Annotated in this window: 14 protein-coding genes; 12 read left to right on the forward strand and 2 right to left on the reverse strand. The window is 62.3% G+C overall.

Annotated elements, in window-relative coordinates; translation table 11 throughout:
* Window positions 1–54 precede the first annotated feature (54 nt).
* Window positions 55–663: an ActR/PrrA/RegA family redox response regulator transcription factor gene (locus tag AAF739_15720; protein ID MEM6384120.1), complete on the forward strand. Its 609-nt coding sequence runs from the start codon at window positions 55–57 to the stop codon at window positions 661–663.
* 46 nt (window positions 664–709) lie between these two features.
* Here AAF739_15720 and AAF739_15725 read toward each other — a convergent pair whose 3' ends face one another.
* Window positions 710–1546 (reverse strand): EAL domain-containing protein, encoded by an 837-nt coding sequence (locus AAF739_15725; protein ID MEM6384121.1) that lies wholly within the window; start codon window positions 1544–1546, stop codon window positions 710–712.
* A 299-nt stretch (window positions 1547–1845) separates the two neighbouring features.
* On the opposite strand from AAF739_15725, the gene AAF739_15730 reads away from it, so the two are divergent.
* Window positions 1846–2181: a BA14K family protein gene (locus AAF739_15730; GenBank protein ID MEM6384122.1), complete on the forward strand. Its 336-nt coding sequence runs from the start codon at window positions 1846–1848 to the stop codon at window positions 2179–2181.
* Window positions 2182–2254: 73 nt separating this feature from the next.
* Here the strand turns inward: AAF739_15730 and AAF739_15735 are convergent, their stop codons facing one another.
* The gene (locus AAF739_15735; protein MEM6384123.1) at window positions 2255–2749 is read right to left on the reverse strand and encodes an MmcB family DNA repair protein; all 495 of its coding nucleotides are present in this window, start codon (window positions 2747–2749) and stop codon (window positions 2255–2257) included.
* A gap of 164 nt (window positions 2750–2913) precedes the next feature.
* Here AAF739_15735 and AAF739_15740 point away from each other — a divergent pair, with 164 nt between their 5' ends.
* The 10 genes from AAF739_15740 to AAF739_15785 all read left to right on the forward strand — a co-directional run bounded on the left by AAF739_15740 (window position 2914) and on the right by AAF739_15785 (window position 16676).
* Window positions 2914–3246 carry a BA14K family protein gene (locus tag AAF739_15740; GenBank protein ID MEM6384124.1) on the forward strand — a complete coding sequence of 111 codons (333 nt, stop codon included), beginning with the start codon at window positions 2914–2916 and terminating at the stop codon, window positions 3244–3246.
* A gap of 137 nt (window positions 3247–3383) precedes the next feature.
* A complete protein-coding gene (locus tag AAF739_15745) occupies window positions 3384–5156 on the forward strand; it encodes a hypothetical protein (protein MEM6384125.1) in 1773 nt (590 codons plus the stop codon).
* Complete coding sequence (locus AAF739_15750; protein ID MEM6384126.1) at window positions 5153–5488, forward strand: EscU/YscU/HrcU family type III secretion system export apparatus switch protein; 336 nt, start codon at window positions 5153–5155, stop codon at window positions 5486–5488. The genes AAF739_15745 and AAF739_15750 overlap by 4 nt, the downstream gene beginning before the upstream one ends.
* A 322-nt stretch (window positions 5489–5810) precedes the next feature.
* Window positions 5811–6224, forward strand: coding sequence for a hypothetical protein (locus tag AAF739_15755; GenBank protein MEM6384127.1), 414 nt, complete (start codon window positions 5811–5813; stop codon window positions 6222–6224).
* 63 nt (window positions 6225–6287) lie between these two features.
* A complete protein-coding gene (locus AAF739_15760; GenBank protein ID MEM6384128.1) occupies window positions 6288–6911 on the forward strand; it encodes a L,D-transpeptidase in 624 nt (207 codons plus the stop codon).
* A gap of 214 nt (window positions 6912–7125) precedes the next feature.
* On the forward strand, window positions 7126–7779 hold the full coding sequence (locus AAF739_15765; GenBank protein MEM6384129.1) for a RecX family transcriptional regulator: 654 nt from the start codon (window positions 7126–7128) through the stop codon (window positions 7777–7779).
* Complete coding sequence (locus tag AAF739_15770) at window positions 7772–9301, forward strand: NAD(P)H-hydrate dehydratase (protein ID MEM6384130.1); 1530 nt, start codon at window positions 7772–7774, stop codon at window positions 9299–9301. Before AAF739_15765 ends, AAF739_15770 begins: the two co-directional genes overlap by 8 nt.
* A gap of 335 nt (window positions 9302–9636) precedes the next feature.
* A complete protein-coding gene (locus AAF739_15775; protein ID MEM6384131.1) occupies window positions 9637–10629 on the forward strand; it encodes a hypothetical protein in 993 nt (330 codons plus the stop codon).
* Window positions 10630–10819: 190 nt separating this feature from the next.
* A complete protein-coding gene (locus AAF739_15780; protein MEM6384132.1) occupies window positions 10820–12628 on the forward strand; it encodes a DNA polymerase Y family protein in 1809 nt (602 codons plus the stop codon).
* A 442-nt stretch (window positions 12629–13070) separates the two neighbouring features.
* Entirely contained in the window at window positions 13071–16676 is a 3606-nt protein-coding gene (locus AAF739_15785) for an error-prone DNA polymerase (protein ID MEM6384133.1), read from the forward strand.
* Window positions 16677–16838: the final 162 nt, after the last annotated feature.

Here is a 16838-nt window from a genome sequence, read left to right on the forward strand (position 1 = left end):
TTTCGATAAGCATCAGATAATGCACGCGCGCGGGCGCGCGAACGGGAGTTTTTGATGACACAGACTGCAACAAGCTTGCTTGACGACAGCCTAGCGGGTGGACCGTCAATCAGCCCTGGGCAGGCGCTATTCGCACAGGGCGAACGCAGCCTGCTGGTGGTTGACGATGACAAGCCGTTTCTCAGCAGACTTGGCCGGGCGATGGAATCGCGTGGCTTTGCCGTCCGGCTGGCGGGGTCCGTCGCCGAAGGTTTGAGCGCCGTCAGGGATGAAGCGCCGGCCTTTGCGGTCGTCGACATGCGTCTTGAAGATGGCAATGGCCTCGACGTTGTCTCGGCCATTCGCGAGGCGCGGCCCGAGGCGCGGGCGATCGTGCTGACCGGCTATGGCAACATCGCGACCGCCGTCAGCGCGGTGAAGATGGGCGCAACAGATTATTTGGCCAAACCCGCCGATGCGGACATGGTGGAAAAAGCGCTGATGCAGACCGAAACGGGCGATATGGACTTGCCGGAGAACCCGATGTCGGCTGACCGGGTCCGCTGGGAGCATATTCAGCGGGTCTATGAGATGTGCGACCGCAACGTGTCAGAGACCGCGCGGCGGCTGAACATGCATCGCCGGACCTTGCAGCGTATCCTCGCCAAGCGCGCGCCGCGCTAAGCTATTCTGGGTTCGGCGCGGCTAAGCTTGCGTCGGCTCGGCGGGCTCAGGAAGCATCCCTGAAATTCTGCGGTATCAAGCCTGCATGGGCATACACCCTGGGAAGGGAGAAGCCGTAACGGATCGCGTCGATATCCTTTTCGGCGATGAAGGTCTCGACCTGCGGCTTGGCGAAGAAATAGCCCTGAAACAGTTCAATGCCCAGCCGCACCAGCGTTGCGGTCTCCGCTTCGGTTTCCACGCCCTCGGCCAGGACGCGGACGTTCATCAGCCTGCACATGCGTATGATGCCGCTAACGATCGCTTCGCGCGCCGGGGAGGCGTCAATATCGGCCACCAGTTCACGATCGATCTTGATGATATCGCATTTGAGGCGCGCCAGCAGGTTCAGGCCTGAATAGCCCGCGCCGAAATCGTCGATCGCGGTCGTGAAACCCATGCGCTGATATTCGCTGAAGATATGACTGACATGGTCGATGTCCGTCATCTGTTCGTTTTCTGTGAATTCGAACATCAACCGGCGCGGGCTGAACCGGTGGCGGGCTGCGGCGGCGAGGGTCGAACGGATGCAGGCTTTGGGCTCGTACACGGCATTTGGCAGAAAGTTGATCGACAGATGCGCGGAACTGCGCGGGTCCATGTGGGTTGCCGCCAGCTCGATGGCGGTAACCCGGCAAGCCTGATCGAATGCGTAACGGTTGGTGTCGTCGACCTGGCTGAGGACCTCGCCGGCGCCTTCGCCGCGCTTGCCGCGAACCAGTGCTTCGTAACCCCAGATGCGGCCACGCGACAGATCCACAATCGGCTGGAAAGCCATGGTAAAGGGGATGTCAAACGCGTTCGCGTTCGCACCTCGGCATCCGCCACAACCCTTGGTTCCCATATGCCAATCCTCCACGCGGTCTGGGAAGATACCCATGGCTATTGGTATTGCGTTAAACTTAACAAATCCTGATAGACCAACGCGTTGCGGACCGTGGCACTGCAAATGCCCGCTCCTCATGGGAAGCAACCTAAGATTGCCCATGCGCCGTAAAGTAAGCTAAGAGCATTGATTTTTATCCGCCAATTTGTGACGCCCGGCACATTTGTCCGGCGTCATCACGCCTAGTGTCTTTTCATCAGACGCGGCCACCAAGACTTCAACCCAACAGGCCGGGTCACACACAAAGGAAAAGACCGATGACCGCTCCCAAGACCCTTTCAAAGAAGATCGCCGCCGTTGCCCTGTCCGCCGCCACAATCGTTGGCGCATCAGCGGCGACCACGACCACCGCTCAAGCGGGCGATGAAGCAATCGCAGCAGGCATCGGTTTCGTTGCTGGCACCATTTTGGGCGGCGCTGTCGCCAGCCAGCCGCGCGTCGTCCATGCCCATCCGCAGACGGTTGTCGTGCATGGCGGCCTGCAGCCCTGGACCCCAGCCTGGTACTCCTACTGCTCGAACCGCTACCGTTCGTTCAATGCGAACACGGGCTACTTCCTGGCCTACTCCGGCAACTACGTCTTCTGCCGCTAGGGCCTCCATCGCACCATACGGAAAACTCGTCGGGTATCATGCCCGGCGGGTTTCGCCTTGTGTGGAGACTTGATCAGCTGTCGGCGATTGCCTGACCGGGATCGTCCAGACGCTGCAAGCGGCCCATGGCGTGCCGGGCGAGCCGCAAGGTGAGCGCCTTGCGGCGCGACGCATGAAGCTTGATCAGTTTCGGTTCGCGGATGGCGTGCGCCCCGAACGCATCGGCGATCAAAAGGCCCTCCGTCTCTGGGAAAGCGTTGACAGGCACATCGGGCGCGGTTGCAAAGGAAAAGCGGTCGCAGAAATCGATGTAATCGGGCCATTTGAAATCCGCCCGCAGGTCTGCAAGCGATGACTTGACCTCGACAATCGTGATCAGCCCATCGGGCATCAGCGCGACCACGTCAGCGCGGCGGCCATTGGCAAGGCTCGCCTCGTACAGGCACACCGCTCCGGCCTGGGCGAGCATGCGCGCGACCCCGCGCCGGATGGCCATCGCCCGGTCAGACTGGCGACCGTCTGCCAGCGGGTCGGGCGACAAGGGATGCGGCGCAGAAGAATCGACCATGGGCATGGCTGCAGTTTCACCTGCCACAGCGAACAATTGCAAATTGAGACCAAATGTGACGCCCGGCACATTTGCGCAGCGTCATCACGCCTAGGGTCCTTTCATCAGACGCGGCCACCAAGACTTCAACCCAACAGGCCGGGTCACAAACAAAGGAAAAAACAATGTCCGCTCCCAAGACCCTTTCGAAGAAAATCGCCGCCGTTGCCCTGTCCGCCGCCACAATCGTTGGCGCATCGGCAACCACCACAACGACGGCACAGGCCAACGAAGCGGTCGCCGCAGGCATCGGTTTTGTTGCGGGCACCATTTTGGGCGGCGCTGTCGCCAGTCAGCCGCGCGTTGTCTACACCCAGCCGCGCACGGTCGTTGTTCGTGGTGGCCTGCAGCCCTGGACCCCGGCCTGGTACTCCTACTGCTCGAACCGCTACCGGTCGTTTAACCCGAACACGGGCTACTTCCTGGCCTACTCCGGCAACTACGTCTTCTGCCACTAAGTCTGCTCCCCTGTCCTTCCACCCCTTTGTTGGGAAGCAGCCAGAACCCGCCGGGCAACTCCCCCCGGCGGGTTCTGCTTTATCGCGGGAACACCCCACTAAGGCGAATGTTAACCCCCATCGTGGACTGTTCGGCCATGAGTGTGCTCCCGATCATGCCCGTCAGCGAAACGGTCTCCCGGCAGGCCGATACCGGCACGCTGAAGACTGGCGGGGACGGCGCGGCAGCGCGCGCAAACGCCGCGAATGCCGCGAGCGGTCAGCAAGCGACCAACCTCACATCACAGGCAACAACCCAAGCGCAGTCTGCGAGCGCGCAGGCCGTCCTCACCTTGATCAAGCTCCTTGGCCGGCCGCTTTCCGGAACGGTTTTACCCGGCCCCCAAGTGGCATCAGGCGGTGAAGCGGCGGCTCAAGCGCCCTCCAGCCCCGCATCTCAGAACGCTACAGCGCCTCAACAGCGCGCAATACCCGTCCAGCTCAGCGTGGAAAACCTTTCAGCTCCGCGCGCCCAGTCGGCAGTACCGACGAATACTCCGCAGCCTGGCGGTCAACCAGCGACGCCGCAACAGATCGAGACACTGCTCCCCCTGCCTCGCGAGGTGCGGCCCCCTCAAGCTGGCTCAGCCATTCGTGTCAGCGCGCCGCCGTCCAATTCGGGATTTGATCTCCAGATCGAGGTTTTGCGAAACGGTCCACCACCATCGCCGCAGGCACAGTTGCGCGCTGACCTGGCTAGACAAACATCGCCCGCACCCATGGCGGCTGATCTGCTCGCCTTGCGATCCTCTGTTACGGGCAACCAGCCGCTTGATGCCGCGATCGAGCGTGTTGTTGGGCACATTTTGAAACCGGGTCCCGCCCAATCAAGCCCGGCGCAACCAGCTCCAGCGCAACCCGGTACACAGGTACCGGTTTCGGCGCAGCCCGGTACGCAGCCGCCCGGTCCAGCGCAACCCGGTTTTCAGGCAACAAGTGCTGGGGGCAAAGACGCGTTTACCCAAACCTTGAGACAGGTGCTCGCCCCTCTTTCGGCGTCCTCAGCTTCGGCCCCGCTGCAAACGTCTGCGGGGAGTGGCAGCGGTTCCGGTTTGCAGGGCGCGGTCGCAGCATTGGTTCGCGCACTCGGTATAGCCATGAACCAACAAACAGGCAGCCCCACATCGCCGATCACAACCGCTTCGCCAGCAGGAAACCAGACCGCTGGGCAGCCAAATCCGGGGCAGGCAAATCTGGGGCAGCCAAATTCGGGCCAGCCAAGTCCGGGGCAGCCCGCCTCGCCGGCGCAGGCAGGTCCGTCAAAACTTACCGCTCAAGCGCTCCCAGCCCCTCCTGATTTGGCTGATCCCGTGCAAAGGGCGAATCTGCTCGCCAAAGCGGAGGGTGCGCTGTCACGGATCAATGCCATGGCAGCCTTGGACCAGCAGACAGTGCCAAGCGCAGCGCGCGGTGAGCCCGCGGCTACGCTGCCACAAACGCAGCAGACCCAACCGACCCAACAGCTCGCGCGGCTCGATATTCCCATGCTTATCGGACAGGAGGCCGCCGTGCTCGGCGTTGCCATTGAAGCGGATCGTGACGAAGGCCGATCCGGCCCCGATGCAGCGGTCAAGGCCTGGCGCTTTCGGTTCGCCTTTGAAGCGCGCGACGCGGGTGGCGTCGAGGGCGTGGTTGCCTTGCAAACCGACCCCAATGATTCACGATCCGTCATCGATGTCGGGGTTTGGGCGAGCGACGAGGATATGCTGGTTCGCCTGAAAGCACATCGCGCTGCGCTATCGCAGCATTTGAACGCTCTGGGTCTGACTGTCGCCAGTCTGACCGTCGCTGAGACTGAGAAGGCGGCATCGTCCGAGCGATCCCCAGTCGAGACTGCATCACCATACCATGCCGTGGATGTCCGCTCGTGAGCGTGGATGAAGGCCCTCGGTCACCCAACGCAGCGAACGACGCTGGGCCGACACTTGCGGTTGCCTTGCGCTACACGGAAGACGATGCAGCACCGGTTGTCGTTGCGTCCGGCCGCGGACACGTCGCCGATACAATTGTCTCAATCGCGAGCGAGGCGGGCGTCACCATTGATGAAAATCCGGCGCTTGCCACAGCCCTTGAACACGTACCGCTCGATGAGCCGATCCCCGAAGCGCTCTATATAGCGGTCGCAGAGGTCATTGGGTGGGTTCTGTCGCACCGAAACTCTGCCGGACAGAGATCCGAGCATCAGGGCAACGCAGGGTCGTGAGCGGGTTTCGTCTTGTCTGCTTCAGCACTGTTCGACGCGGCGGCCCCATGTCCCCCCAATGTCTGTGCCACTTTCTCAAATGCCTGCGCGTTACAAGCGATTCGCTCCATGTCGGTGCCCAAAACCTTGAAAAACGAAGGTTAGCCGCATTGCCACCCAATAAATCAGCGTCTGCTTAACCAATCTCATGCACCTTGATGCAGAACTGTTGTGGCGTACTGGCAACATTTGAGCGAAGACTGATCATCAGCTTCCAGCGCGAAGTGTGCGTAAGGGCAAAGGGGGATGGCGTGGTAGGACAAAGCACGTCATGGTGTGAGCGATGATGACGCAGGGATCACGTCTGGGGGCTATCGCTGGCGCGGTTACGGCATTGCTGCTGCTTTCGAGCACGCTGTTGCCGACGCTGTCCTATGCGCAGAAATACGCCAACCATATCAGCAATTACAGTGGCGCTGACGCTCGAACAACCGCCATTCGCGGCTTCGCTCGGCTCTATGTAAGCCCGCAAGCAGCTATGCTTCCCGTTGTCCTTTTCGAGGCCGCGGATACGAGCTTTGATGCCCTGCCGTCTAACTGTCTGGTCGAAAAGCACGTGCCTTCCCAGGGCCCGCTAGCGTTTGCGCCCGAATTTGCTTGGGGTGGAATGTACGGGAGCGAACGTCATCCCGTTGGTTTGAGCCCAGCCGCGATGCCCGGGCCGCCCAAAAGTGTGGCCCCCATCACAGTTGTTTGATGCGACCTGTGACACTCTCTCTTTATTGAATTCCACGACTTTCATCCTTTCAGGAGTACCAACATGATTTCTCGTCGTTCCTTGCTGCTTGGCGCGCTTGGTACAGCCGCTGCCGCCAGCACCGCCCGCGCCGAAAGCGCTATGGATGCCTTCCTCGATTCGATTGGCCTCGATCCGTCATCCGGCGGCACTGGCCGTCAGCGTGCCTTCCGTCTTGACCCGCAATTCCGTCCGCAGACGGTGTCGTATTCAGGACGTGAGCGCAGCGGCACAATCGTTATCGATGTCGCCAACAAGTTCCTCTACCACGTCAATGGCGATGGTAGCGCGCGTCGCTATGGGATCGGCGTTGGCCGCGATGGCTTCCGCTGGGCTGGTGCTGCACGCGTGGGCCGCAAGGCCGAATGGCCGACCTGGACGCCGCCGCGTGCGATGATCCGCCGTCAGCCGGAGCTGCGTCAGTGGGCTGGTGGGATGCCCGGTGGCCCCGAAAATCCGCTGGGTGCCCGTGCGCTTTACCTGTATCGCGGTGGTCGCGACACGCTGTACCGCATCCACGGTACCAATGCGCCGTGGTCCATTGGTCAGGCGATGTCGTCAGGCTGCATTCGTATGATGAACGAGCATGTGGAAGAGCTGTACGAGCGCGTACGCATCGGCAGCCGCGTTATCGTTCGCCAAGTCTAGGCATAGGCCTTTTTCAGAGCATGGGTGATGGGCGGTGGTGCCTGATCTGTCGCTCTGAACCAAAAGACTCGAAGCCCGGCGGTTTTCGCCGGGCTTTTTCTATGGCGTTGATGCAACCCATCATCGTCGTTATCCGGTTACCCGCCTTTCTACGCTGTGGCGAACTGCGTTCATGCCATTGACTTGAAGGCCCTCACGCGCACCATCTGCGCCGATGAATGTGGAGCGCAAGACCATCTATCCGGCGGACAGCGGCCACGATCCCGATGCGCTTGAATCCGGTGATGATGGCGGCGCGCGCGACCAACGCCGAAAAACGCGCCGGAAGCCTCGCAAGATGACCGCAGAGCGGCTGCACCGGATCGCGTTGGCCTATCTCGACCGATATGACGCGAGCGAAGCGCATTTCCGCGGCGTACTTGAAAGGCGCGTTGTCAAAGCCGCCCGCGCGCACGACCAGGATCCGGCAGACTTTGCGGAGATGATCAACGCGCAAGTCGCCAAGATGGTCGAAGCTGGCTTCATCAACAACACCCGCTATGCGGGCCAGCAGGTCAACACCTTGCGCGGACGTGGGGGCTCAACCCGCATGATTACCGCAAGGTTGCGGGCGAAAGGTGTTGAAGATGACGCCATTTCGAGCGCGCTGAACGAGGCCGAAGGGAACGACACGCTGGCCGCAGAACGGTATGCGCGACGCCGGCGGCTTGGTCCGTATCGGCTTAACGGCCGTGCCGAACGACGCGACCGCGACCTCGCCGCACTGTGTCGAGCGGGGTTTGACTACGGGCTGGCCGTCTCGATTGTCGACCGCGATACCGGCGCGATTTCCGATGGCCCGACCAACGGTTTGTCTGGCAATGGATGAACTGCTTACCCCAGACCAGATGGGGCGGTGCGACGCGCTGGCGATCGCTGCTGGAACCCCAGGCACAACCTTGATGGCGCGCGCGGGTGCGGCCCTGTTTGAGGCGGTCAAGACGCATGTTGAGCCTGGCGGCAAGGTGCTTGTCGCGTGTGGCCCCGGCAACAATGGCGGCGATGGCTATGTTCTGGCGAAGTTTCTGGCCGCCGCCGGGTATCACAGTACGGTTTTGGCGTTGGGTAACCCGGCCAACCTGACCGGTGATGCTGCATGGGCCCATGAAACCTGGGGTGGTCTTGCTATCACTCCATCCATGCTTGACCCGGGGACGTACCGGCAGCAGGACTTGCTGGTCGACGCGTTGTTTGGTGCTGGCTTGTCGCGCGGGCTTGAGGGCGAAGCCGCGCAGCTGGTTGGGTACTTCAACGACGCCGACCGCCCGGTCCTCTCGGTGGACCTGCCTTCGGGGCTTGACGGCCGCACAGGCCAGCCGCTCGGCCCCAGTATCCACGCCACGCAAACGGTGACCTTTCATCGTCGCAAGCCCGGTCATGTGCTGTTGCCCGGTCGCAACCTGTGCGGAGAGGTTCTTGTTGCCGATATCGGGATCGATAGCGCGGCATGTGCCGACGTAGGTTTTGCCGCTCGGCTTACCGGGCCGGGCCTGACCAAACCGCTGCAAACGCCAGCGCCGCTGGACAGCCACAAATATGATCGCGGGGCGGCGTTGATCATGGCTGGACCTTTGGAGACAGCCGGAGCAGGGCTCCTGGCAGCACAGGCTGCCTTGCGAACCGGGGCCGGGCTGGTGACGCTGGGGGGCTCGCGCACGCTGCATGAGGCGAGCCTTGGGGTCTCGCCGGCCTTGATGCGCGCGCTTGTCGAAACCCCAGCCAATCTGGCCCGTGTGCTGGCAAATCCAAAGCTGTCGGTTTGTGCGCTTGGCCCGGGCCTGGCCCCCGATGAGGCGACCCGCCAACTTGTTTACGCGGTCCTGCAGTCCTCCGCTTCGGTCGTGCTCGATGCGGGCGCTTTGACTGCCTTTGCAGGTATGCGCGACATGATGCTGGACGCGATCCACGGCCGCAAAGCGCCCACGATTCTGACACCGCACGCTGGCGAGTTTGCAAGGTTGTTCGGCCCGATGGACCCGGACGTCTCGAAGATCGAAGCGGCCCAACGGGCGGCGGGGCTCTCGGGCGCCGTCATTGTGCTCAAAGGCGCAGATACGGTGATTGCCCCGCCCGATGGGGATACCACGGGTGCATTTGTCAACGCTAACGCACCACCGTGGCTCGCGACAGCAGGATCTGGCGATGTTTTGTGCGGCATCATCGCCGGTCTTGTTGCCCGGTATGGTGGCTCCGCCAAACCTAGCGCGCTGTGCGCACTTGGCGTTTGGTTGCACGGCGCGGCGGCGCAGGCAGCTGGCCCCGCGTTGATTGCAAGCGATCTCGAGGGCGCTTTGCACGATGTTCTCGACGATCTGCTGCCAGCGGATTTCCTGCCGCTCAACGCACCGTAAGCACACCCGCTCAGGGGCGGGTCGACCCCAGGGGCAAGGCTAACTCGCTTGCTCATAAAACGCTCGCAAGGATGCTCGAAAAGCTGTCGGACCAATTGTCGGATAAATTGTCTTGCGGGACCGCTTGACTCTTTTTGGATTCGATTCCTAAATGAGAACAAAAGTGGAACAAATATCTCTGTACGATTGCCAGATACAATCGTGCAGGGCCTTAAAACATTGATATCACAAATGAACGTGGAGCAAGCCCGGCTGTTCCGCGAACGGGAAGGTTGTGCGTGATATACGCTGAAAACCGCGACAGAAATAAAAGCGACACGCGCCGCAAACGGCAGATGCAGGCTTTGGAAGCCACCATCGCCAAGCTTGAAGGCCGCGTGACAGGCTTTGAAGCCGATGCGCGGGCACCAGCACGCAGTTTCGATGCGGCTGGCCAAGCCGTACAACCCTGGCGGCTGGGAACAGAGGCGTTGGACCGGTATCTGCCCCATGGGCTGGCGCTGCGCGGGGTGCACGACATCACGCCGGAAATGCCAGTGTTCACGCCGGCAGCAGGCCTGTTCGCACAATGCCTTGTGCAGCGCTTCATCATGAGCGCCAAGCGCCCCGGCCCGGTGGCCTATGTGCAGGTTGAGACGGTGGCGCGCGAATATGGCCGGCCCTACGGCCCCGGACTGTGCCAGCCGATCATGGCGGACGGCCTTTCGGACGGTCCCGGCAATTCTCTGGGGTCGCTGGCAAGCCGCCTCCTGTGCATCCGCGTCCGACACCAGCGCGATCTTGCGCAGACCCTCGAAGATGCGGTGCGCACGGCGGGTCTTGCTGCCGTGATCGGCGAAGGGGCCGCATTGCCGTTCAAGATGACCAAGCGGCTCGATCGGGCGAGCCAGACCAGCGGTGTCCCGCTGGTGATGGTGCATGCTTGCGGGACGCGCGACGCGTCGGCGGCGAGCACCCGCTGGATGCTGCGGCCAGCCCGCGGTCCCGGTGACCATGATGACCCCAAGGCGCCGGGCGCGCCAGGTTTTCACCTTCGTCTTTCCCGCATCAGACACGGATCAGGCTCTGTTCCTGCGGAACAACCGCTGCACTCACCCGGCTCTGTTCCTGCGGAACAACCGCTCATGTCACCCGGCAGTTTCAGCTGTCCGGGCGATGACAGGATTTTTCATGTTCACTGGGACCCAACCACGTTGGCTTTCGATCTGGTTTCCCCGCTTCGCCATGGACAGGTGTCTGGCGATGGAACGCAGGGCGCACAGATTTCGAGCAGTCGTTCCGCAGGAACGGAGCGAGAAATCAAACAGCAATGGCGCAACACAGGCTAGTGGTTGGACCGCTTTGAGTGGCTCCGGGCTTTCAGCCCGACCGACATTGTCACCTGGCTCCGGGCTTTCAGCCCGACCGCTGCACTCACCTGGCTCCGTTCCTGCGGAACAACCGGCATTGTCGCCCGGCTCCGGGCCTTCAGCCCGACCGCTGCACTCACCTGGCTCTGTTCCTGCGGAACAACCGCTCATGTCACCTGGCTCCGGGCCTTCAGCCCGACCGCTGCACTCACCCGGCTCTGTTCCTGCGGAACAAACGCTGCAAGCCCCAGAGCAGCAAAATGCAGCGTCTGCACCCCAGGCACATAAGGACGGAGATGCATCAGAAAACCCACGCGTCCTCGTCGAACTGAGCGCGCGCGGTCCGCGCATCACCGCCGCCAACGCAGCCGGCTTCCAGGCTGGCGCGCAAATCGGTCAACGGCTGCACGATGCCCGTGCAGCCTGCCCGCATTTGCAAGTCGATTATGCCGACGAAGAAGGTGATGCGGCCATGCTTGAGCGTATGACCCGCTTTGCGCTGCGCTTCTCGCCGATTGTCGCCCCCGATGGGCTGACGGCCACCGATGCCGGGCTGATGATCGATACCGCTGGCTGTGCCCATCTGTTCGGTGGCGAGCAGGCGATGGTGGAAACAGTGGTCGCGCGGTTCACCCAGCTCGGCTTTCTGACGCTCGCAGGGCTTGCGCCAACTCCCTTGGCCGCGCGCGCGCTGGCGCGTTACGGCCACGACCCGGACGCTGATCAGCCACCGCCTGTTCTTGGCGACCCATGGTCTCACGGTCATGCTTCCAGCGGACATGCCTCCGATGATCACTGCTCGGATGAACCGGGAAAATCCAGAGATCGCAACCGCATAGAACCCAACGCTTTCGATGCCTTCCCCATCGAAGCCCTGATGCTCGACGAGGACCGGGTCACGCTTCTGACCCGGCTGGGCCTCAAGACCATCCGTGCGCTGCGCCGCGTGCCCCGTTCGGCGCTCGAAAGGCGGTTCCGTTCCCGCCAGGCGGCACAATCGGTGCAGCTGAGGCTCGACCAACTGTTCGGTGATGTGGCTGAACCGATCACCCCGATCCGCCCGCCAGAACCCTACCGAACCGCCCTCGCCTGTCCCGAGCCGATCATGGAGGTGACCGGTATCGAATGGGCGCTACGGGACATGCTGGCGCGGCTTGAAGGGCGGCTGGAACGCGAGGGCCTTGGTGCGCGCCGTTTCCGCCTGCATGCGTTCACCGTTGATGGATCGTCAAGTCAGGTACCCGTTCAGCTGTCGCGCGCGGGCCGCGATGCCCAGGGGCTGATGCGGTTGTTCACCGAGCGGTTGCAGGCGATCGATCCGGGCTTTGGTATCGAAGCGTTCGTGCTTGCCGCTGAAGGCACCGAACCGATGGATGCAAGCCAGACCGGATGGGTGCCGTCGGTGGTTGCGGGCGGTGGTGGCGATGCGCTGCGCCTTGATGAGGATGTCATGGCGCTGGTCGACCGGCTTGCCAACCGGTTTGGCGCGCTTGCCGCCTTTCAACTGCAGCCGGTTGCGAGCCATGTGCCCGAACAGGCGTCCAACGCTGTGGCTGCCGGACATCTGGGCCAAAGCCCGCGTGTGGCAGGGTCGCCTGCCGCCGCGTCCTGGCAGCATTGGCAGGATGAAGCGCCCCACACGGCGCCGCGCCCGGCCCGGCTTCTCGACAGGCCCGAGCCCGCTGATGTGGTCGCCGCGATCCCCGATGGGCCGCCTGCACAGCTCGTCTGGCGTCGGGTGCGGCGCGGCATCGTGCGCGCCCGAGGGCCGGAGAGGATCGCCGCGCCATGGTGGCAAGACAATGGCCAGAGCGCAGATGAAGAGGCCGGCAAACGGGCGGGGATGCGCGTGCGCGATTATTACGATGTCGAAGATGGCGAAGGCCGCCGCTACTGGGTGTTCCGGGCGGGGCTTTACGGCGACCTATCAGGTGACGACCAAGCGCCCGAATGGTTTGTCCATGGGTTGTTTCAGTAACTGCGGTCGGGCCGTGTTGTTCGCTCCGGTCCTTCGGACCGACCGCTTGAAAGCCAGGAGCAAAAGATATGCGGTTGTTCCGAAGGAACAGAGCAAAAGGAACGCGGTTGTTCCGAAGGAACAGAGCAAAAGGAACGCGGTTGTTCCGAAGGGACAGAGCAAAAGAAATACCGGTCAGGCCGCGTTGTTGGCTCCGGTCCTGCGGAACGACCGCTGGACGTTGTTTCTCATTCGCTCCGGTCCTGCGGAACGACCGCTGCACTCATCTGGCTCCGGTCCTCGGACCGACCGCTGGACGTTGTTTCTCATTCGCTCCGTTCCTCCGGAACGACCGCTGGACGTTGTTTCTCATTCGCTCCGTTCCTACGGAACGACCGCTGGATTTTGACATGACACGCTATTCTTACGCGTCATTCGCTCTGTCCTTTCAGGACAACAACGCATGACCAGGCCCCGCGAAAATCCGCCGATCCCCTTTCGCAGGCCCGCCGGCAAAAGCTCGGCCGGGCTTGTGGCGCGGCCAGTCGATCCAAAAAAGACCGGCTATGCCGAACTGCAGGCCACCAGCAATTTTTCCTTTTTGCGCGGCGCATCGCACCCCGGCGAGCTGGTCATCGCGGCCAAGGCACTCGGACACAGGGCGATCGCCCTGACCGATCGCAACACGCTGGCAGGCGTGGTGCGCGCGCATGAAGAGGCGAAGAAGGAGGGCATCCGGTTCGTTGTGGGGGCGAGGCTTGATCCGCAAGACGGGCCATCGGTGTTGGTTTATCCCAGCAACCGGAGGGGCTACGCCAATCTCTGCCGGCTGCTATCGCGCGGCAAGATGAACGCGCCGAAGGGCGCGTGCCATTTCTCCTTCGAAGACATGCTGGCGCATCTTGAAGATCAGGCGGTGATCGTGGTCCCGCCGGCGCACTTTTTTGGCTCTGTTCCAGCCCAGAACGGGCTGGAACAACCGCGGGATGACACCTTCACCGATCAGCTCGTGCGAATCCGCGATGCCGCGCCGGGGCGGACCTGGCTGGCCGCGCATTACCATTTCACCGGCGACGATCGCGCCCGGCTGAACAAGCTGGCTCAGCTTTCCAGGACCACCGGGGTACCGCTGGTGGCAACCGGCGACGTGCATTACCACGCGCCCGAACGCCGCCCTTTGCAGGACGTTGTGACCTGTATCCGCGAAAAGCTGCCGCTGGCCAAGGCAGGCTTCAAGCTCCTTGCCAATGCCGAGCGCCACCTTAAACCCGGCTTTGAAATGGCACGGCTTTTTGCCGATCATCCGGCCGCTTTAGCCGCGATCGGTGATGTGCTCGCTCTGGCCAATTTTTCGCTTGATGAGCTTGCTTACAACTACCCAAACGAGCCGGTACCCAAGGGCAAGACACCGCAGGGTCACCTCGAGGCGCTGACCCTGGAGGGTGCCAAATGGCGTTATCCTGGTGGGGTACCTGAACGTGTGCGTGCAGCGATAGACAAAGAGTTGTCCTTGATCGACGATCTTGGATACGCGCAGTATTTTCTGACCGTCCACGACATCGTCGCCCACGCCCGCAAAAAGGGTATTCTGTGCCAGGGGCGCGGTTCGGCGGCCAACTCGACGGTGTGTTACTGCCTCGGCGTCACGGCGGTCGATCCTTCCCAGACCAGCCTTCTGTTTGAACGCTTCCTGTCGCGGGCGCGCAAGGAGCCGCCCGATATCGATATCGATTTCGAGCATGAGCGGCGCGAAGAGGTCATCCAGTACATCTACGAGCGCTACGGTCGCCATCGCGCAGCGCTCGCCGCCACCGTCATCACCTATCGCCCACGCTCAGCGGTGCGCGAAGTGGGCAAGGTGATGGGTCTGTCGGAAGACGTCACCAACGCTCTGGCCTCGACGGTCTGGGGTTCGTGGGGCCGAGAATTGCCCGCCGATCAGATACGGCAGGCCGGGCTCGACCTTGATGACCCGACCCTCAAACGGACCATTGAGCTGGCGCACGAACTGTTGGGCTTCCCGCGTCATCTATCACAGCATGTCGGCGGGTTTGTGCTGACCGAAGACCCGCTTGAAGAGCTGGTGCCGATCGGCAATGCGGCCATGGACGACCGCACCTTCATCGAATGGGACAAGGACGATATCGACACCTTGAAGATCCTCAAGGTCGATGTGCTGGCGCTCGGAATGCTGACCTGCATCGCCAAGGCGTTCGGGCTGATCAAGCGCCATTACGGTCTTGATTACGATCTGGCGACGCTGCCGCAGGAAGACCCCGATGTTTACGCGATGCTCCAGCGGGCCGATGCTATCGGCGTGTTTCAGGTCGAAAGCCGGGCCCAGCTCAACATGCTGCCGCGCATGAAGCCCAAGCGCTTTTACGATCTGGTTATCGAGGTTGCTATCGTGCGGCCGGGGCCGATCCAGGGCGATATGGTGCACCCCTATTTGCGGCGACGGGACGGCATTGAGACGGTCAACTACCCCTCGCCCGCGCCCGAACATGGGCCCAAGGATGAATTGGAGCGAGTGCTTGGGCGCACCTTGGGTGTACCGCTGTTTCAGGAGCAGGCGATGCAGATCGCCATCGATGCGGCGAAGTTCACCCCCGATGAAGCCAATCAGCTGCGCAAGGCGATGGCGACCTTCCGGCGCGTCGGCACGATCCACACGCTGCAGGAAAAGATGGTCGGGCGCATGGTCGCGCGCGGCTATGATCCCGAATTTGCGGCGCGCTGCTTCAACCAAATCAAGGGCTTCGGCGAATATGGCTTTCCCGAAAGCCACGCTGCGAGCTTTGCGCTTCTAGTCTACGCCTCAAGCTGGATCAAATGCCATTTCCCCGATGTGTTTTGCGCAGCCATTCTCAACAGCCAACCCATGGGGTTCTACGCGCCCGCACAGCTGGTGCGCGATGCGCGTGCGCACGACGTGGAGGTGCGCGAAGTGGATGTGAACCAGTCGCATTGGCACAACACGCTCGAAGAGCATGAAAGCGGCGGCTTTGCCGTGCGGCTGGGGTTCCGCCAGCTCGATGGGCTGCGCGAGGATGTGATGGAGGCCTTCATGCAACGCCGAGGCAACAGGCGCCTGACCTCTATGGATGATTGCCGCCGGTGCGGCCTGTCGGTCGCGGTGCTCGAACGCCTCGCTGCCGGTGATGCGTTCCGCTCGCTCGGCCTTGACCGGCGGCAGGCCTTGTGGGCCGTGCGCGGGCTGATGTCGGACAGCCCTGCCGACCTTTTCGATGCGGCAGAAGCCGATCCCACCGGTGCGGATGTGCCCGTCACCTTACCATCGATGCCGCTGGGCGAGCACGTGGTCGCCGATTACCAGACCCAGAAATTGTCTCTCAAAGCGCACCCGATGTCGTTCCTGCGCGAGCGCTACACGGCCCAGGGCATGATCACCGCTGAGGGGCTGTTCCTGTCCCGGCACGGCCAGCGGGTTCGCTATGCGGGCGTTGTGCTAGTCCGCCAGAAACCGGGTACCGCCAAGGGTGTGGTCTTTATGACATTGGAGGATGAGACCGGAACGGCGAACATCGTTGTGTGGGGCAAGATGGTCGAGAAATTCCGCCGGGTGGTGATGCAGGCGCGACTGGTCGAGGTGGTCGGCGAGGTGCAGCGCAAAGAGGATGTCATTCACATCGTCGCGCACAAGCTGATCGACCGGACCGATGATCTGTCGGTGCTGTCCGATGAGCCGCTGCCAGAAACGGTGGCCCACGCAGACCATGTCCGCAGCCCCCTGACGGGGCCCGTCAAAGCCAATGGCGACTATCGCAAGCAGCTTCGCGGCCGGGCGCGGCGCAAGAAGGATTTGCGCGAAGAAGGCGTTCTGGAGCTTCCGCTGGCCCACGCCGACGAGGTCAAAAGACCGGTCGAACAAGACACGCGCATCTCAGGTGGCGGAAAGGCTGGCTATTTGCGGGTGCGCCGCCGACCGCTTTCGCAGGCCGGTGAACAAGCCGCGTCCGCAAAACAATCGTCAAAAGGGACGACGCCAGGGCGCGGTACCCATCCAAGGAATGTTCGGGTCATTCCCAAAAGCCGTGATTTCCATTGAGCACCGAGCATCCGATGGGATCGACCCGCCTTTATACACCTCAGCTCTTGGACCTGAGCACCTCGCTCCCCCCAGATGGAGAGCGCTCCGGTTCGCGCGCGTCGCGCGCAACGCAACAATCTGGGCGCAGCAACCGCATCAAGCCTGACCGGTTCCACCAAT

This window comes from Pseudomonadota bacterium (assembly GCA_039024915.1).
Lineage (GTDB): Bacteria > Pseudomonadota > Alphaproteobacteria > Rhizobiales > MH13 > MH13.